Origin of the sequence: Pseudonocardia sp. ICBG1034, assembly GCF_020131375.1 — a bacterium.
GTDB classification, from domain to species: domain Bacteria; phylum Actinomycetota; class Actinomycetes; order Mycobacteriales; family Pseudonocardiaceae; genus Pseudonocardia; species Pseudonocardia alni.
In genome coordinates, this window is record NZ_JAHLEK010000027.1 from 36101 (window position 1) to 53629 (window position 17529).

Annotated in this window: 16 protein-coding genes and 2 pseudogenes; 17 read left to right on the plus strand and 1 reads right to left on the minus strand. The window is 72.5% G+C overall.

From position 1 onward, the window contains the following. Window positions 1–85 precede the first annotated feature (85 nt). From KPF22_RS30945 to KPF22_RS31020, 16 genes and pseudogenes are all read left to right on the plus strand, one after another. The gene (locus KPF22_RS30945; RefSeq protein WP_224404197.1) at window positions 86–808 is read left to right on the plus strand and encodes a hypothetical protein; all 723 of its coding nucleotides are present in this window, start codon (window positions 86–88) and stop codon (window positions 806–808) included. A 333-nt stretch (window positions 809–1141) separates the two neighbouring features. Continuing rightward, window positions 1142–1549 (plus strand): single-stranded DNA-binding protein, encoded by a 408-nt coding sequence (locus tag KPF22_RS30950; RefSeq protein WP_224404198.1) that lies wholly within the window; start codon window positions 1142–1144, stop codon window positions 1547–1549. 94 nt (window positions 1550–1643) lie between these two features. After that, a pseudogene (locus tag KPF22_RS30955) lies at window positions 1644–1898 on the plus strand (WhiB family transcriptional regulator); the annotation flags it as partial. Between the two features lie 18 nt (window positions 1899–1916). Beyond that, a pseudogene (locus tag KPF22_RS30960) lies at window positions 1917–2042 on the plus strand (helix-turn-helix domain-containing protein); the annotation flags it as partial. Window positions 2043–2167: 125 nt separating this feature from the next. After that, complete coding sequence (locus KPF22_RS30965) at window positions 2168–2758, plus strand: hypothetical protein (RefSeq protein ID WP_224404199.1); 591 nt, start codon at window positions 2168–2170, stop codon at window positions 2756–2758. Between the two features lie 79 nt (window positions 2759–2837). Next, entirely contained in the window at window positions 2838–3113 is a 276-nt protein-coding gene (locus KPF22_RS30970) for a hypothetical protein (protein ID WP_224404200.1), read from the plus strand. A 59-nt stretch (window positions 3114–3172) separates the two neighbouring features. Beyond that, window positions 3173–3652, plus strand: a complete 480-nt coding sequence (locus tag KPF22_RS30975; protein ID WP_224404201.1) for a hypothetical protein — start codon at window positions 3173–3175, stop codon at window positions 3650–3652. A gap of 432 nt (window positions 3653–4084) precedes the next feature. Further along, window positions 4085–5098 carry a bifunctional DNA primase/polymerase gene (locus tag KPF22_RS30980; protein ID WP_224404202.1) on the plus strand — a complete coding sequence of 338 codons (1014 nt, stop codon included), beginning with the start codon at window positions 4085–4087 and terminating at the stop codon, window positions 5096–5098. Between the two features lie 152 nt (window positions 5099–5250). Beyond that, complete coding sequence (locus tag KPF22_RS30985) at window positions 5251–5553, plus strand: hypothetical protein (protein WP_224404203.1); 303 nt, start codon at window positions 5251–5253, stop codon at window positions 5551–5553. 217 nt (window positions 5554–5770) lie between these two features. After that, on the plus strand, window positions 5771–6520 hold the full coding sequence (locus tag KPF22_RS30990) for a hypothetical protein (protein WP_224404204.1): 750 nt from the start codon (window positions 5771–5773) through the stop codon (window positions 6518–6520). Window positions 6521–6723: 203 nt separating this feature from the next. Further along, window positions 6724–7659, plus strand: a complete 936-nt coding sequence (locus KPF22_RS30995) for a hypothetical protein (RefSeq protein ID WP_224404205.1) — start codon at window positions 6724–6726, stop codon at window positions 7657–7659. A 421-nt stretch (window positions 7660–8080) separates the two neighbouring features. Continuing rightward, the gene (locus tag KPF22_RS31000) at window positions 8081–8320 is read left to right on the plus strand and encodes a hypothetical protein (protein WP_224404206.1); all 240 of its coding nucleotides are present in this window, start codon (window positions 8081–8083) and stop codon (window positions 8318–8320) included. Between the two features lie 103 nt (window positions 8321–8423). Continuing rightward, on the plus strand, window positions 8424–9377 hold the full coding sequence (locus tag KPF22_RS31005; protein WP_224404207.1) for a DNA-processing protein DprA: 954 nt from the start codon (window positions 8424–8426) through the stop codon (window positions 9375–9377). A gap of 564 nt (window positions 9378–9941) precedes the next feature. Next, complete coding sequence (locus KPF22_RS31010) at window positions 9942–10094, plus strand: hypothetical protein (RefSeq protein ID WP_224404208.1); 153 nt, start codon at window positions 9942–9944, stop codon at window positions 10092–10094. Between the two features lie 75 nt (window positions 10095–10169). Beyond that, entirely contained in the window at window positions 10170–10436 is a 267-nt protein-coding gene (locus tag KPF22_RS31015; protein ID WP_224404209.1) for a hypothetical protein, read from the plus strand. A 369-nt stretch (window positions 10437–10805) separates the two neighbouring features. Beyond that, the gene (locus KPF22_RS31020; RefSeq protein WP_224404210.1) at window positions 10806–11636 is read left to right on the plus strand and encodes a hypothetical protein; all 831 of its coding nucleotides are present in this window, start codon (window positions 10806–10808) and stop codon (window positions 11634–11636) included. A 202-nt stretch (window positions 11637–11838) separates the two neighbouring features. Here the strand turns inward: KPF22_RS31020 and KPF22_RS31025 are convergent, their stop codons facing one another. Then, complete coding sequence (locus KPF22_RS31025) at window positions 11839–12402, minus strand: translation initiation factor IF-2 (RefSeq protein WP_224404211.1); 564 nt, start codon at window positions 12400–12402, stop codon at window positions 11839–11841. 365 nt (window positions 12403–12767) lie between these two features. On the opposite strand from KPF22_RS31025, the gene mobF reads away from it, so the two are divergent. Then, the gene (gene mobF / locus KPF22_RS31030; protein WP_224404212.1) at window positions 12768–17459 is read left to right on the plus strand and encodes a MobF family relaxase; all 4692 of its coding nucleotides are present in this window, start codon (window positions 12768–12770) and stop codon (window positions 17457–17459) included. The last annotated feature ends 70 nt before the right edge of the window (window positions 17460–17529 follow it).

A 17529-nucleotide genomic window follows, 5' to 3' on the forward strand; every position in this document is an offset into this window, starting at 1 on the left:
CAGGTGCGGGGCGAGCACCTCATCGGGGCTCGCCCCGCACCTGTCCACCTACGCCACTGTCCGATCCTGACGAGGAGACGTCCCCATGCAACGGCACGACCAGATCAACCGCGCCGCCCGATTCCTGCCCCAGACCACCGACGACGAGGTGCCGGCCATCAGCGTCGGCGGCGCCCTGGTCGCGGTGTACTGGACCGCCGAGCACCAGCTGCGCGTCAGCATCGGCACCCGCGATGGCCACACCGACCACTACGCGGGCAACGACGAGGACGACGACGAGCCCGACGAGTCCACCGACAACCCGCCGATGCAGGTCACGCTGCACGAGGCCACGATCTACCAGATCCCCGCAGCACCGGCGCCGAGCGCGGTGGCCCGGCTCGACGACGCCGAGTTGTTCGCCCAGCTCGCACTCAGCGAGTACACCGAGCTTCACGGCGGTGCCGGGCTCGACTACCCCGTCGACGCCCTGGCCGCGGAGATCGAACGCCGGATCCCCGGCAGCCTGGACCGAGTCGCCGCGCACCTGCACCGCTCGACGCCGGCCGAGGCAGTCCGGGCGTGGATGACCCAGCCCGACACGCTGCTCGCCATCGCACGCGCCGAACCCACCCCCGTCGAAGCACACCCCGAGCCGCGCTACACCACCTGCACCGCCTGCTACCGCCCGGTGGACCGCCATCAGCCGCACCGGGTCCGAGCCGACACCTGTGAAACCCACGATGGCCAGGGATCGGTTCAAGTTCTCGCCCACAGCGTGATCGCCATCCGGCACGCCTTCTGCCCACCCGACCCCGTCGGGCAGTGATGACCGATGAGCCCAGACCACTGCTGGTGCTAGCCCCCGATTGTCACGCCTGCGGCGCGTGGCTGTGGTGACCGCGGTGGGCTGATCCCCGAGGTTCCCGGGGCCCGGTGTGGAGACGCCCGAAGGTCAGCACACCGCGATGGGGTGCGCGGCGATGAACCGGCACCGACACCGAGCGGGTGGGACAAGCCTCGCCCGAGGGGCTCGGACCGCTGCCGCGGTTCCCACCCGCTCGGGCCAGTACCGAACCCCCGCCGCCCCTGCGGGCCCCACCACGCCGTGCTGAGGCAGGGCCGCGTCACCAACCAGCCCGAGATCCTCAGGAGGCACCCCATGAACGAGATCACCCTGGCCGGGAACGTCGGCAAGGCGCCCGAGCTGCTCTACAGCGAGCGCAACGGAGAGCCGGTGCTGCGGTTCTCCATCGCACAGAACGATCGCTACTACGACCGCCGCAGCGGTGAGTGGCGCGAGAACAAGCCCGTCTGGACCGATGTGGTCGCCTTCGGCGACCTGGCCCAGAACCTCTTCGACTCCATCGCCGCCGGCGACGCAGTGATCATGATCGGCAAGCTCGTCGACAACTCGTTCACCCCCACCGGGCAGGACCACCCGGTCCGGCGCACCGAGCTGCGAGCCCAGGCCGGCGGCCCGGACCTGCGCCGCGCGACCGCCACGGTCACCCGCAAGCCCCGCGCCGAACGCGCCAGCTCGACCACCGCTCCCCAGACGGCCGACTGACCCCCGGTCGGCCACCGGGCGGGGCACCAGCCATCCCCTCAGGCGGTGCCCCGCCCGGTCTCCATCCGCCCTACACCGAAAGAGGTGAGTAGCAATGAGCTTCCTGACCAACGACCTGCCCTGCCGGGACGAGGACCCGGAGCTCTTCTTCGTCACCGGGCCTGGGGCCGCCTCCGCGCACCAGCTCGCCGAGGCCAAGGCCGTCTGCCGACTGTGCCCGGCCGCCGCGGCCTGCCTGGAGTGGGCGCTGTCCACGGGGCAGGACTTCGGGGTCTGGGGTGGGCTGGACGAGGACGAGCGCCGCGCCCTGAGGCGCGAGCACACCAACTCCCGGGCCTGCCGCGCGAGCCACCGGAGCGCACGAGCGCAGCGGCGAGCCGCTGCCCTCGACCGAATCGAACAGGGCGACCGGCCCGACGACGTCGCCACCCAGATCGGCGTCAGCCGCCGCACCCTCGACCGGTGGCGGGCCGACGCTCGCACCAGCGCATGACCAGACGGGACGCGAGTCCCGCCCAGCGAGACCCCCGCCTACCGGGGGATCTGCTCGGCGCTACCTACACCCGGGACCGATCTCCGGCACCGACGGAGCCGATGACAACGACCTGGAGGCGTTCCATGCCGATCACCCTGTGCGGGCCCGCCTGCACCCTCGACATCAAGAACAGCGGACGGCGCTGCGGCGACCCACAGCAGTCCCACGTCGGAGCTGTGCTCGAGACCTACGAGCACAACGGCTACGACGACAGCGACTTCATCGCCGTGGTCTGGGACGGCGAACAGATCAGCGCCCGCGAGTACGCCAGCACCCGCGGGTGGACCTACCACAATGGCGCCGAGGTCGACGCGACTGAGCAGGTCCGGGCCACAGCCCTGGCCTGGTACCGGCAGCGGCTGCTGCCGCACCTGATCGAGACCGAGCAGACCCGGGCCACCACGCCCCGGATCGGGTGCAACGTCCGGTCGCTCACCAAGCGCGGCTGCAACGTCGGGGTCACCGGAGCGGTCCGGTGGATCGGACCCGATCGCTACACCCGCGACGGTGGCGACCGCATCGGCATCGCAGTCGACGGCGAGGACAAGCTGCGGTTCCTGCCTGCCCGCAGCGTCGCAGTCCTCGACCCCGCCCCCGTCGACGAACAGAAACTGCGCGACTGCGCCGCGACCGCCCGCCCCGACAGCTGGCGCGTGGCGCTCGACCTCCGCTGAGCCGGGCCCACCGCCCGGTCAGTGATCTGCCCAGGAACCGACAAGGGCCCAGGGACACAACCGTTGAAGGGACGCATCGATGAACTCCATCAACGACCACGCCGCCGCCGGGCGGCCCACCTCGCACGCCGAGCGCGTGCCAGGGCTGTATCGCCGCCAGCAGCTCACCCGGGCACGTGAGGCCGCTCGCCGAAGCCACACCCGCTACCGGCAGGCCATGACCACCGCCTACGGCTCCGACGGCGACCGCGAGCCCAGTCCTACCGAACACGGCGAGATCGATGACCTCGCGCGCAGCACCGCAGACGCCACCGGCGAGCTGCTCGACCTGCTCGACGCCGAACCCCACATGTGACCTGATCGATCCAAGCGCTCCAACGACAGCTGCCCGGCCAGGACGAAGGAGAATCTGCGATGACCGAACAGCCCACCACCCCAGGTCAGAACGTCTACGACCACAACCTGCACACGACCCGTGCGCACGCCGACGCGATCGACCAGCGCATGCGACAACTCGGCGACCCGCGGGGCCCTGCAGCGCGGCCGGGCTACGACCTCTATTACGGGCACGGCATGCCCGAGAGCTACGACGCCCATGCCGTCGAGGAGCTCGGGCTCATGCCGGACGGCACGTTCCAGCATCCGCGGATCGCGCGCGCCGCAGACGAGGTCGACCGCGCCCGCACCGAACTGGGCAACCTCGAGGACATGCGCGACCAGGGCGAACCCGTACACAACGATGTCTGTCAGGCACGAGCCGACCTCGCGCGAGCGCAGCGCGCGCTCACCGAGGCCGAAGCCACCTACGACGACGCCCAGTTCGTCGCCGACGCACAGGGCCAGTACGCCGGGCACAACCGGGCGCACCAGGAGCCGGAGTCAGAGCCTGAGTGATCCCCGGCGCGGGCCGGACCGGTGCCCGGTCCGGCCCCGGTCGAGACTGCCGGCACCGCCGGCATGGAACGACACAAACACCCCCGCAACCCCGCTGACGGAGCGGCTTCGCCGCGCTGCATGCCTCGACGGTGTCGAGCCGATGGTGCGGGTGTGCTCCTCACGCGTCCAGGGCGCATCCGCGTCGCTACGCGACAGCCCTGGCGGGCTGCCCTGGACCCGCGAGCCTCGGCACACCCTGCGGCACGCCCCAAGGGGCAGGCACACACAGCCTGCCCCCACCGGGCGGCCCGACACCGACCCCCTCGCCGCCGCAGCCACGAATGGAGACCAGCGCTCATGACCACTCCGACCAGCACCGACATCTCCCGCAGCCGCGGTGGCCGGTGCGATGCTGAGCCCCAGCGGGTGAGCTGGGAGGGAGACCACCGCATGCCACGCACGCGCCGCCGCCGTCGGCACGACCCGGAGGTGGCGCGACTTCGCCAGGTCGCGCTCGACGCCGCAGCCGCCGGCCTGTACGTGTTCCCGGTCAAGGCACAGTCGAAGATTCCCGCCTTCCACGGTGAGACCCGCTGCCGCCGTGCCGGGGTCTGCGCCGACGGGCACCAGGGGTGGGAGCAGCGCGCCACCCGCGATAGCGCCCAGATCCGGCGCTGGTGGTCGGGCGAGACCCGCTTCAACGTCGGCGTGGCCTGTGGCCCCTCGGGCCTGGTGGTGATCGACCTCGACACCAGCAGCGAACCGCTGCCCGACTGGGACGGGGCCACCACCGGGCGCGAGGTCCTCGACCAGCTCGCTGCCCGGCACGGCGGCCAGCTGCCCGAGACCTACTCGGTGCGTACGCCGACCGATGGTGAGCACATCTACTTTCGGATGCCGGCCGGGGTCGAGCTGCGCAACACCCAGGGCGGGCACGGGCACAGCCTCGGCCCGCTCGTAGATACTCGGGCGATCGGCGGATTTGTCGTCGGGGCCGGGAGCGTCCGCGCCGAGGGCGCCTACTTCGTCGCCGAACACGGCCGGATCGCCGAGCTGCCCGCCTGGCTGGCCACGCTGCTCACCCCACCGCCGGCGCCGCAGCCCACGAACCCGACCTCCCTGAGGCTGCCCACCAAGCGCGCGAACGCCTACATCGCGGCGATCCTCGCCGACGAATCCCACAAGGTCACCGCCGCCGCGAAGGGACAGCGCCAGATCACCCTGCTCACCGCAGCCCGGGTGTTCGGCCAGCTGGTCGGCGGAGGGGAACTCGACGCCGACAACGCCCGCGCCGTCCTGCTCGAGGCCGCAACCGTGCACATCGGGGTCGACGACTTCACCCGCGCCGAGGCCGAGCTCACGGTGACGCGCGGGATGCGCTTCGGCATGCAGGCCCCGCGCACCATCGACCACCGCCACAGCACCACCAGCGGTGACGCGGCCGCGGGTGAGAAGACGCCCTGAACAGCGCCCGGGTCCCCGCGCCGGCGCACTGACTCCAACCAACCACGACCCGCGGCCCGACCCGCTCGGCGACGCCACCACCGGCGAAGCACCGCACCAACCCTGCCGCGCTGCCCGACGAGCGCGCCACCATCACCTGAGGAGAACCTGCGATGGACCTGCCCACCGCGATCGAGATGGTCGCCGAGGACACCCGTACCGAAGCCCCCGACACCCCCTACACCAACAGCGACGCCGTACAGCTCGCTCGCCGCGAACTGGTCATGGACGACATCTACGCGGTCGTCGACGACACCGAGCTCCGGGACACCTACCGGACGGTGCTGTCCGCCGAGCCCAACGACCTCACCGCTGCACTCGACGAGCAGGCGGAGATCGGTGAGCAGGCGGAGATCGGCGAGCAAGACCCCGCTGAGGAAGAGCTCGAGCGCTCAGGCGGCCGCCGGCGGTGGTGACCGCTGCAGGTTTGCACGACCCCGGGCCGGCCACGCGCGATGAACCGCTCGCTGACGCCATCCGGGTGGGATCACCGCGCCAGTGGGCACCGTCGGTCCTGGTCGACCACGGGTGATCCCACACCGGATCGGCCACCGGCGAACCCCCGCCGGACCGGCCCGGGGTCGTGCCGGACGGCGCTGTCACCACAGCCGTTACGACCTGGAGGCAGCAGAGATGACGACCCACTACGAGCCCGGCAACGACATGCGCGACGCCGCTGCGCTGGGCCAGTTCACCCTGGGCAGCGACACGCTCTACCGATGCGTCTGCTCGACCGGGCCCGCCCGGCTCCACCTGGCCGACGAGCGGGGCCGGATCGTCGCCGACCCCACCTGGGATCAGCACCGCACCATCACCTGCAGCGGGTGCGGCCGCTACGGCCGGTCCGACCCCGACGACCGGGCCCGCGAGGCAGTGCCGGTGCTCGGGATAGCGCCGCTGCCGGCGGGCTGCAGCGACTGCGGGGCCGAGACCGCCGAGCCCTGCCGGAACCCGTTCTGCCCCGGACAGGACGTCCTCGACCCCGTGGACCCCGACTCCGAGTCGGTGGCCTACAGCAGCACGGCGTTGCTGTCCGCGGTTCCCCCGACGAGCGCGATCTGGCGGTACTGGGCCAGCCAGGCCATCAACCCGGATCGGCGGGACAGGGCCGCCGAGCTGCGCAGCGCGGTCCAGGCCACGAGAGAGGCATGGCGGCTGCGCCGCGGCCTGCGGCGCGGGCCCGGCACCATCTGGTCCGCGGCGCTCACCGACGGGCTCGACATCAACGAGCTGATGGACTGTCTTAGCGGCCGGTGCAGTCACAGCGACCAGAAGCAGGCATTGTTCGCGCTGCGTATGACCCGGGGCTGGGGCGCCTCGGTCGGAGCGGACCTGATCGACGCCGCCGCGATCGTGCAGGCCGAGGGCCACGCACCGTTCTGACCGCCCAGATCGGTCCACTACACGGGAGGGGGTGCGTGGTGTCGCTGACGTCGCAGCTGCGCGCGGGTGCACTTGCCCGCTGGTGCGCCACGCACCTTCCCGGAACCACCGAGACCACTCACCACGTCCGCACGGCTGCAGCAGACGCCCCGGTCCACGCTGTTGGCCGGGCGAGGGCCGGGCACGGGGCCGCGGTCGGGGCGGTGGTCGGGGCCCGGTTCGCCGCGCTGGTGGAGGACGCTCCGCCCTACGCGTCCCTGAGCGGGTTCTGCGCGGCCGGGTTGTGCTCCCCGGCCGCAACGCACCGCATCGCTGCCGGATATCCGTCTCTGCGAGCCGCGCTCGAACAGCAGCCCGACCTGGCCGCAGTCGCGGCCGGGATCCGGCCGACCCCGAGCGACGTCGTGGTCATCACCGGCCCGTCACCGGACCCACCGCGCCGAGGCTGGGGTGACACGGCGCTGTCAGAGCTCGCCGAGCGCGGTCGCCGCTTCCACACCACCCACGCCCCGACCGGCACGATCGGCGCCGCCGGGGCCGAGACGGGCCTGGCACGCGCCTACGGCGCCTGGGCGCTGGGCGAGGACCGCTACCGCGCCGGGACCACCCCGCGAGCCCTAGCCTCGCTGGCCGGGTCCACCACAGCCCCGACCATGGAGGAGCTGCGGAGGCTGTGCCCGGACCCGGTCGTCGACGACGCCGCCGGCGTCGCCCGACACTTGGAGGAGTCCGGAACCCTGGCCCGGTGGCGCCGCTGGGCCGGTGACCCGGCCCCCGGCAAGAGGCTCGGCTACGCCAGCCCGCTGCTGGTCCCACACTGGGCCGAAGCCGACCTACTCGTCGGCGACACACTGATCGAGGTCAAGACCGTGCTGCGCGCGGACCAGCCCGCGCGGATCGCGCGGTGGCTGTGGCAGCTGCTCGGCTACGTCTGGCTCGACACCAGCGACCGGTGGCAGATCCGTCGGGCCGCGCTCTACCTCGCCCGCCACGGCATCACCGTGGCCTGGCCGGTCACCGAACTCGAGGCCCGGATGGTCGGCGACCCCGACCGAGTCGAGGAGGCGCGCCACGCGTTCCGCCGACTCGCCCAGCAGACTGCGCTCGCCGAGGGCGCGACTCTGCTGCCGCCACCCTGACCAACCCCAGGACCGAATCCCCGGGAAAGAGTGTTCGGTGGGAAGTCCTCCGTGTGCTCGGCCGGCACGACTGGACCGCCCGAAGGTCAGCACACCCCGGGGCGGGCGGCGCGCCGATAACCCGCCGCCGACCCGCCCGGGTGATCCCGCCCCAGCACGCTGCGGTGAGCCTCCGGCGCCGGTGAGCCCGTCCCTGACCACGCGGAATGTGTGGCTGACCCCGGCGCTCCCGTGAGCACGACCTCGGTATGGGGCCACGGGCGCGGCCCGACTGGGTCCAGGCCCCGTCGGGGTGGGGAGGCGGTCTCACGCCGGTCGGGCCAGCACCGGGTTCCCGCCGTCCCTTCGGGACCCGCCCCGGGCCGTGCTGAGGCTGCGCCGCGTTCCAGCCGCACAGACCGAGCACACGGAGGTGGCCACGATGGCCGAGGAGTTCCGGATGGAGAACGGGCTGCTGCTCAGCGATGGGCACACGCTCGTCGAGTTCGCCGACGGGTGCGCCGACGGGGGCGGACTGATCCCCGGGGTGCACGAGGTCGACGCCGTCGTCCCCTGCCCAGACTGCGAGGCCGAGCACCGCGTGAGCAACGCGCTGGTCATCCCGACCGCGCACAACATCACGATCAGCGAGGTCGAGCCGGAGGACGAGCCCGGCGACTGACCCCACAACCGCGGATCGCGGCTCCTTACCGGTGCCCGGGGTGGCAGGCCACCCCGGGCACGCCCGTCTCCACACCCACGTCCTGACCAGTGAGAGGTGCCTGATGCTGACCAACACCCACCCGTCGATCCCCGGCCCCATGCACGGCCCGAAGTCCGGTCCGGACCCGCTGGCCGAGATCCGCGCCGCGCGCGCGTTCCTGATGCGGCTTATCGATCGCTACTGCCCCGACCTGGAGCATCTCGTGCTGCACATCGGGCCGCTCGCCGCGGCCGAGCGCCTCCGCAGCGGCGACATCCCCGGGATCCTGAGAGAGCAGGTGACCCCGGACGGCGTACGGGCCGCGGCCGCCGCTGTCGAGGTCGACGCGGAGACCAGCGCCCGGTGCGGAGCGCGGCTGCTGATTCCCGAGGACGAGCAGTGGCCCACGGCCCTGGCCGCGACCATGGGGATTCCCGGAGCCCAGGGAATGTGGGTGCGTGGCCGCGCCGGGCTGGAGATGCTGTCCCAGCCCTCGGTGGTCGTCTCGGGGGCACGCGCCGCCAGCGGCTACGGCATCCACGTCGCCACCGATCTCGCCGGCGAGCTCTCCGGTGCCGGGCGAGTGATCATGTCGGGCGCCGGGTTCGGGATCGACGCGGCAGCACACCGGGGCGCGCTGGCTGCGCAGGGCACCACGGTGGCTGTGCTGCCCTGTGGCATCGATCGGGCGCACCCTTCCGCACACGAGCACCTGCTCGACCGGATCGCCGAGAACGGGCTGGTCGTCTCCGCGCAGCCGCCCCGCACGATGATGACGCGGGCCCGCGTGCTCGACCGGAACCGGCTGCTCGCCGCGCTTGGTGACGCCACGGTGGTCGTCGAGGCCGCGGCTCGGTCCGGGGTCCTGCACCTCGCCGGGGCCGCGAACGCGTCCGGTCGACCGGTCATGGCGGTGCCTGGCCCCGTCACTTCGGCCTTGTCGGTCGGGACCCACCGGTTGATCCGGGACGGCGCGACGATGGTGACTGGGAGCGGCGATGTGATCGCCGGCCTCAGGCAGCCGTGGTACCCCTGAACTGACGGTCTATCGAGGACAGGCCACGGCCGTGAGCCTCGACAGCTTCGCTGTCGACATCCTGGGCGGAAGTCCTGACCCCGCCGGTGCCGGTCGGCAAGGGCCGTCACCAGCGCGGTGCCGGTCGGGTGGGTCGGTCACCAGCTCGGTGCTGGTGGGCACCGTCGGGCGGCGGCGGGGCCGGTAGCGGTGCGGGGTGGGGCCTCCGGTGGTCGGCACGTCTGGATCGCCCGGAGGTCAGCACACCCGCGCCGGGGCGTAGCGCCGATGAGCCGCCGCCGACCCGTGCGGGTGATACCGCCCGCCAAGGTCGCCCCGGGTGCGCGGAGGCCGACTCGCAGTCACCCGTGACGCGCGCGCTCGCCGCGTCGGGGGGTCGCCGTCCCTGCCCGCCGGTGGGCGCGCATGGGCGCCGGCGGGTGACCGCCACGGGTTCGCGCGAGGTCGGTAGGCGGTCTCACCCGCACGGGCCAGCACCGGCTCCCCGCCGTCCCTTCGGGACCCCGGCACGGGCGTGCTGAGGCTGCGCCGCGTTCCAGCCGCACCGACCACCGGAGGCCCCAGATGAGCACTGCCACTCTCGACATCGCCGACGGCTACACCGAGCGCGACGCCCAGATCTTCACCGACATCCGCGAGGACGCGATCTGGAACCACAACGGCCCCTACCCGCCCGCTGAGAGCGCCGACGACCTCGACGAGGAGCCGCCCTTCTAGGCGGCCGGGCCCGCGAGGGGGCCCCGCCCGCCGGGCGGGGCCCTGCCCTGTGTTCCTGCGAGGAGGCCACGGCCGATGCAGATCGAGATCCACCAGACCCACACCGCGAAGATCCGGGCAGGAGACCTGTTGCCGCTGGACACCATCGACCGGATGCGACACGACTACGACGGCATCCCCGCCCGGGTGGACACGACCAGATGTGCGCGGGTGGCCGACGTCGTACACCACGGCCCGGACGAGCCTGTGACCGTCCTGCTCGAGGGTGGAGCCAGCATTGAGGCCCGGTCGGGTCGGATGATCGTGCTCGTCCGCGAGACCACGCCACACGGCCAAGGCTGATCCTTGGTCCACGGTGCCGTCGGAAAGAGTGCCGCGCCGGGTACGCCGGGGTGTCGGTGGGCGCCGGCGGCCGGCGGCCGGGTAGTGGCGCTCAAGGCCGCGCCGGGCCGAGAAACCCCGGGGACCCGCCTTCGGCGGGACGGATGGGCCTCCCGGCCCTAAAGCTGAACACGGCCTCACTCCACATCAAGGGCGCTCCGCTGACGCTCCGCGTCGCCTTCGGCGACAGCCCTTCGGGCTGCCCTTGACGTCGAGCCTCGGAGGCCGTGTGACCGCCGCGAAGCGGCAGCGGGGACGACGCCCGCTGCCCCTCACGGGCCGAGAGGCCCACCCACTCCTGATCACCGGCCAGCAAGGGAGCGAGTCGCGATGGACACCACGACCGATACGACGACCACCACGGCGACGGTCGACGCCGCCGAGCAGCTGCGCCAGGTGGCCGACCTGATCGCCGCGGGCGCGGTCCGCGAGGCGCGACGCCGAACCGCCCGGCTCGCCGACGGCGCGACCACCGACACCCGCGCCCTGCTGGGCCAGATCCTCGACGCCCTGGAGAAGCACCCGGCTGTCGCCCTGCCGCAGTTGCGCCACCTGTGGAAGGTCAGCGGCACCGCCGGGCGCGAGCTGGTCGAGGCGTGCGCCCCGCGGCCGGAGCGCCGCGCCGAGGCCGCCACCCAGACCGACCGCGCCGTGCGCGCCACCCGGGCCGAGCGTCGCGAATACGCCCGCCACGCGCCCCGTGACCTGACCACCCGCCAGGGCGTGCCGCGCCAGCGCCGCAGCCAGCGCAGCGCCGACAACGACGCCGCGGCGCGCCGCTACTTCGCCGACCGCACCGACCCGGCCGAGGACACCGACGAGCAGTCCACTTACGACCAGCTCGACAACGAAGCCGCGGCCGTACCGCCGATGTGTGGCCTGCCGTGCGTGGCCTGCGGGGTGGAGCGCTCGACCCGCGATCAGCAGCGCACCCGCGACGACGGGCTGTGCGAGGACTGCCGCGACAGCGGGGCCGCCGGTGTTCCGATCCTGCCCGCCACCGCGACCCGCGCCGAGGTCCTGGTGGCGCGTTGCGACCACATCGCCGCCACCTCAACGAGCCCGGCCGAGCGGAACGCGCGGCTCAACCGCGACTGGCGGACCATGCGCCGCAGCGACCGATTCATCGTCTCCGACTGGCACACCCGCCAGCCCGCCTAATCGTTCGCTACGAGGAGGGGCCCCGCCGATGGCGGGGCCCCTTTCGTGCGCCTGCCTCATCCCGGTCGGCGCGAACAGTCCCGACACCTCAGGTCCGCCGACCGATGACGCTTGCCAGTCCGAGGACGCCGGCGCCGGAGGCGCTCAAGGACCGCGCCGGGCCGAGGGTTTGGCGGACCCGCCTGCGGCGGCACAGTGCTGTCTACGCGGCCACGCTCGACGCCGCCGAGCACGGCGAGGACTCACTCACCCGATCTCCCGCTCGGGCCCCTGCGCGGCCGGGACTGTGGCCAGAGCGACGGTGGACTCGGCCGCCGTGGCCGTTGGGGTGGCCCCATCTTCTGCCGCGCGCGCCTGCGGCGCGGTCGCGGGACCGGCAGCCCCGGCCGGTGGCCGGCCCTGCCGTAGAAGGGAACGGACCACGCTTGACCGCGATCCCGAACATCGCGGCCAGGTCATCGGCCTTGCGCCCCGAGCGGTTCAGCTCGGCAAGGATCTCGCCCCGCCGCTGCTCGATCTCGTCGAGCCGCGTGGCGGCGGCCTCGCTCACCCGCTCGCGCTGCGCCGCCAGTTCGGCAAGCGCCGCGTCGCGCTCCGCCACCACCCGGTCCGCGTCGGCGTCCGCGTAGGCGTACTGCTTGAAGGCATCATCCTCGCGCCTGCGCCGCTCGGCCTCGTCCGCGTCGAGCCGGTCCCGAGCAGCCGCCAGTTCCGCTACTCGATCCCGGACGCGGCGGTCCGTCTTCGCCTTACCTCGGTTCGCCATCGCGCTCCCTCCTTGCGCTCGCCTTGGTCCGCGCGGCAGCCCGATGGGGTCACTACATGGTGCCCTCCATCGGCAGCAGAGAGGCCACGAACTCGTGGCCTAGCCCGGTGCCCGTGTGGTCAGCCGCCGCTGATCGCGGAGCGCTCCCATCCGCCACTTCGGCACTCGTCTCCGCTCCGTCTGCCTGTCGCCTCTCCTTGTGCCGATCCTGCTGAGCTACCTTCTGCTCTTCCTGACTCTTCTTGATCGACTTTTCTGTCTGCCCTGTCTTGATCTTATCGTCTGCCTGTCAACCACGCAACGCCTCACACCTATGCATCAAATGATCTTGCCGGATGCGGTGCTGGTCGCGTAGCGTTCTCGCCATGGGCGTCGTGCGGGTCACTGCGATGGCGCCCGGGTCTGTCGAGTACCTGCTCCACGGGTGCGATTCGCGCCCCGAACAGGGCCACGAGCACGGTTCGGAACAGGGTGTCGAGAACGCCGGGGATGGCTTTCAGCGGATCCCCGGGGCGGCCGAGTATCTGACCTCTGCGGCCGAGCGCGGCGAGCCCGACGGCGTCTGGTTCGGTGCCGGTTTCGAGGGGCTCGGACTGCCGTTCGAGGCCGGCGCCACGGCTGCAGCGGATGACGTTCGGGCGGTGTTCGGGCAGCTGCGTTATCCAGAGCACGTGCTCGCGGGGTCGACCGAGAAGACGCCGGTCTACCTCGGTTCGAAGCCGCGGAAGTTCCGCACGGCAGCCCAGATCGTGGCCGACGCACTCAAGGAGGAACCGACCGCGTCGGCGGAGCGGCGTTTCGAGATCGAGACGTCGGCGAACCGCAATACCCGGACGCCGACGGCCTACTACGACGTGACGTTCTCGCCGGTGAAGTCGGTGTCGATGTACTACACGGCGTTGCTCGCCGCGGGCGACAGCGACGGCGCGGAGACGGTGCGCTGGGCGCACGACGAGGCGGTGCGGATCGCGTTGTCGTCGGTGCAGTCCGACGTGGCGTATGTCCGCTCTGGCCGCCACGAGGGTCGGGGTCCGTCGGGGCGGACAGTGGGTCAGTGGGAGGCGGCCACGGGCCTGGCCGCCGTGGTCTATGGGCACCACACCAACCGTGACGGTGAGCCGCAGTTGCACTCGCATGCCGGGGTGCTGAACCGTGCTGCGACCGCGGATGGGCGGGTGCTGGCGCTGGATGGGCAGGCGTTCCGGCCGGTGAAGGAGGCGCTGTCGGCGGCCTACACGCGGGCCTATCAGCAGCTGCTGACCGAGCGGATGGGGGTGCTGTTCCAGCTGCGGCCTGACGGGCTGGCGCGGGAGATCGTCGGGTTCGACCCGGAGCTGCTGGCGCAGGCGAGCACTCGCACCTTGGAGCGTGTCCGGCCGGCGGTCGCGGAGCTGGTGGAGGCCTACACGGCCCGGCACGGGCGGGCCCCGGGGCCGCGGGCGCGGCGGGCGCTGGTGGAGCAGGCGGTCAAGGGCACCCGTGAGCCGAAGCGCGGGCTGGCCGGTCCGGCCGCGGTACTGGCGTGGACGACCGGACAGCCGGGGCGGGCGGCCAGGCTCGCGGCCGCGCTGGACGCGGTCGACGAGGTGGTCATGGCCGCGGCGGCCAACGGTACCCATCCGGTGTCCGCACGTGGTGACCAGGCGCTGGCTAGGGACGGCCGGGAGGCTGCGCTGGAGGTGCTGGCAGTCATCGGCGCAGGCCGGGCGGTGTCCGGTCAGAACACGCCTGTCGGCGAGCGCGCGGCCACACTCGCGGGGACAGTGGCCAACGCCATCGAGGGCGGCGTGGCCGATGTCCAGAGCCGGTATGCGACGTGGACGGTCGGGAACCTGACCGCGGCCATCGACGACCACCTCGGTGACCACGCGGCCGCGCTCGGGGTGGCGGCGGCCGCCCGTCCGGCGTTCATGGCCACCCTCACCGAGGCGGTGCTGGCCGCACCTGGTCAGTTCGGGATCGTGCAGGTTTCCGCGTCCGACCCGGTGCCAGTGCCGGACGAGCTGCGTCGCCTCGGCGCCGGCGGTGACGGCCGGTCGATGTTCCGCGCCCACATCGACGAGCGCTACGCGACCACCGCGGCGGTCACCGCTGAGGAGCGGCTGCTGGGCTACAGCCGGACCGACAGCCTCACCCCGCTTCCGGCCAACCGGCTCGTCGAACTCGGTGCGGTGCTCGGCGTCCAGAAGCTGTCTGCTGATCAGGCTGCCGTGGTGGCTGGGGTGTTGGGATCCGGTCGGACCGTCGACGTGCTGGTCGGGCCGGCGGGCACCGGGAAGTCGCACACCGTCGGGGCCCTGTCGGCCGTGTGGGCGGGTGAGCACGGTGGCCGGGTGCTGGGCTTGGCGACCGCGGAGATGGCCGCGCGGAACCTGGCCGAGCTCGGCCTGGAGGGGATGAACACCGCACAGTGGCGGCAGCGGTTCCTACCGGACCCGAGCACCGGTGAGGTGCGTGATCGGCTGCGCGCCGGGGATCTGGTGGTCGTCGACGAGGCCGGTATGAGTACCACCGCCGAGCTGGTCGAGATCAGTGACGCCGCTGCGGCCGCCGGGGCCAAGGTGCTGCTGGTCGGCGATCACCACCAGCTCCAGCCGGTCGGCGCGGGCGGCATGTTCGCTCACCTCGCCGCCCAGGCCGGCGTCCTCGAGCTGGACACGGTCCACCGGTTCCGCCACGCCTGGGAGGCCGAGGCGTCGCTGCAGCTTCGGGTGGGCGACGTTGCAGCGGTCGCCGCGTACGCCGACCGGGGGCGGTTGCGCACGGGCACGGTGGAGGAGATGAGCGAGCACGCCGTGCGCGGGCACATGGCCGACATGATCGAGGGCAAGGACGCTCTGCTCATCGTCGGCACCAACCGGACAGCAGCGGAGATGTCGAGGCAGGTTCACGAGACCCTCGTCGACCTCGGACGCGTATCCCCCGACGTTCTGGCGACAGTGAGCCGCGGGGGTGTCGAGAACAAGATAGGGGTCGGGGACCTGATCCAGGCGACCCGCAACGACCGGCGACTGCGCGTGGATCCCGCTCCGGACGGCACCGTTGGCGAGGTCCTGAACAAGGAGCGTTACACCGTCATCGGCCTCAGCCGCGACGGCGCGATCCTCGCGCGAGACCAGCGCGGCGCGGTCGCGCATCTGACCCCCGAGTACGTCGAGAAGCACGTCATCCTCGGCTACGCCGTCACCGCCTATGCGGCCCAAGGCGTGACCGTCGATGTCGGGCGAGGGTTGCTCGACCGTGACGCGACCCGTGAGTCGGTGTATGTGCCGATCAGCCGCGGGAGGGAGAACAACCTGCTCTACATGGTCACCGAGCAGGCCCCGGACGGTCACGACCAGCGGCGCATCGAGGACACCCCCGTCCAGCGGCTCACCGACATCCTCGCGCGCACAGAGGTCGCGGAAGCGGCGCTGACCGTGCGCGAGGTCGCCGAGCACGACACTGCCTCGTTCGAGACTCTGGGTGCCCTGATCAACCAGGTCAGCATGCGTGCCTCCGGCGGCCGCAACGCCGGAATCCTCACAGAGCTGCTCACCGACGAGCAGATGGAACGCCTGCAGGGCGAGGACGCCTACGGACGCATGCTGGCCGCCGTCTACGCCGCCGAACTCGACGGACACGACCCGCGCGCGCTGCTCACCGAGGCCGTGCAACGCCGCGGGTTCGACGACGCCGAGTCCATCGCGAAGGTTCTGCACTGGCGCGTCGGTGAGCTCACCACCGACCGCGCACCGGAGAACGGAACTGTCGAGCCGGACCACGGCTGGACCGCGGTTGCCGACACCCTGGCCCCCGGCCCTGTCCGCGACTACCTCCACCAGCTCGGGGATCTGGCCGCCGACCGGCAGAGCGCGCTCGGAACCGAGATCGCTCTCGACCCGCCGCAGTGGGCGCTCGACCGGCTCCCGGACGTCCCTGACCAGGACGACACCGAGGCCCGCCACGCATGGGAGCACCGCGCCGGAGTGGTCGCGGCGTACCGGGAGTACCGAGGCATTCCCGAGCACCAGTCCTCGCTCGGGCAGGCGCCCCCGCCCCAGCAGCCCTTCGCCTACGCGCTGTGGCGCGAGGCCACCGAAGCTCTCGACCCGGACCCGACCGCGCTGGCCTGGCAGCACAAGACCGACAGCGAGCTCTACCAGGCCCGCGAAGCCTGGGCGCTCGCGTTGTATCACGCCGATGAGTACGGGCCCCGCGCGGTCGGCGAGGACCTGGCCGCCACCCAGCGGCTGGCCACCGAGATCAACGACGACGCCGTGCTCACCGCAGCCGAAGCAGACGCCACGGTCGACGGTCCCGACCGCGACGAGCTGATCGAGGCCGCCGACCGCTACCGCGCCCTCGCCCAGACCTACACCGCCCAAGCGGCGGACATGGCCGAGGAGTACGAGGCCCGGCAGCAGTGGTGGGACGAGGTTGCCCCGCTGCGCGAGGCCGACCAGGCCGCGGCCGGGGAACTGGAACGGCGCCAGCTCCCCGCCTGGCGCGACACCCCGACCCCCGCAACAGGGGAACAACTCACCTTGCCCACCGACGTCCCGGAACCCGCCGGGGCCGCAGAGCCCGAGAGCAGCCCAGCCGCCACGCAGTCGAGTGCCGAGCATGAGGGGCCGGGCGCGGACTCGGAGTCGGGGCCGGCCCCGGACCTCGGGCACCGCGTCGACTCTCCTGCGGTCGAACCGGACGTGCAGGAGCCGCGCGCGAGCGCGACACCCGAGGCCTCCCAGGAGGAACCCTCCGTGGACAACGGTGCTGGCCACAGCGGCGAGCGCGACCCGGGCGCGGCACGCGACGCAGTCGATGATCTACGCCGTGTGACCCGTGAGTCGCAGCTCCGAGAGCTGCACCAGCAGGCCCGTGTCCAGAACGACCAGCCCCACCAGGACCGCGACCTCGATAGTGGCTATGCCGAACGGGCCCACCGCGACCAGCTCGCCATCGAGAACGAACGCCACCAGCACCACAGTGGCCAGGCCGAGCAGATCCACGAACAGGTCCAGGAGCACGGCGCGGACTACGACCCCTACGACACCGACTACGGCTACGACGACTAATCCCGCCGCCCCGCAGGCGGCCCGGCGAGAAGCCAGGACCTCCGCACAAGAGCGCGGGGGGCTCCCCCAC

Bases quoted from the DNA above. Each gene is read 5' to 3' on its own strand.
- KPF22_RS30945 (WP_224404197.1), top strand. From the start codon at position 86: ATGCAACGGCACGACCAGATCAACCGCGCCGCCCGATTCCTGCCCCAG.
- KPF22_RS30965 (WP_224404199.1), top strand. From the start codon at position 2,168: ATGCCGATCACCCTGTGCGGGCCCGCCTGCACCCTCGACATCAAGAAC.
- KPF22_RS30980 (WP_224404202.1), top strand. From the start codon at position 4,085: ATGCCACGCACGCGCCGCCGCCGTCGGCACGACCCGGAGGTGGCGCGA.
- KPF22_RS30975 (WP_224404201.1), top strand. From the start codon at position 3,173: ATGACCGAACAGCCCACCACCCCAGGTCAGAACGTCTACGACCACAAC.
- KPF22_RS30970 (WP_224404200.1), top strand. From the start codon at position 2,838: ATGAACTCCATCAACGACCACGCCGCCGCCGGGCGGCCCACCTCGCAC.
- KPF22_RS30990 (WP_224404204.1), top strand. From the start codon at position 5,771: ATGACGACCCACTACGAGCCCGGCAACGACATGCGCGACGCCGCTGCG.
- KPF22_RS31025 (WP_224404211.1), bottom strand. From the start codon at position 12,402: ATGGCGAACCGAGGTAAGGCGAAGACGGACCGCCGCGTCCGGGATCGA.
- KPF22_RS31010 (WP_224404208.1), top strand. From the start codon at position 9,942: ATGAGCACTGCCACTCTCGACATCGCCGACGGCTACACCGAGCGCGAC.
- KPF22_RS30985 (WP_224404203.1), top strand. From the start codon at position 5,251: ATGGACCTGCCCACCGCGATCGAGATGGTCGCCGAGGACACCCGTACC.
- KPF22_RS31015 (WP_224404209.1), top strand. From the start codon at position 10,170: ATGCAGATCGAGATCCACCAGACCCACACCGCGAAGATCCGGGCAGGA.
- KPF22_RS31005 (WP_224404207.1), top strand. From the start codon at position 8,424: ATGCTGACCAACACCCACCCGTCGATCCCCGGCCCCATGCACGGCCCG.
- KPF22_RS30950 (WP_224404198.1), top strand. From the start codon at position 1,142: ATGAACGAGATCACCCTGGCCGGGAACGTCGGCAAGGCGCCCGAGCTG.
- KPF22_RS31000 (WP_224404206.1), top strand. From the start codon at position 8,081: ATGGCCGAGGAGTTCCGGATGGAGAACGGGCTGCTGCTCAGCGATGGG.
- mobF (WP_224404212.1), top strand. From the start codon at position 12,768: ATGGGCGTCGTGCGGGTCACTGCGATGGCGCCCGGGTCTGTCGAGTAC.
- KPF22_RS31020 (WP_224404210.1), top strand. From the start codon at position 10,806: ATGGACACCACGACCGATACGACGACCACCACGGCGACGGTCGACGCC.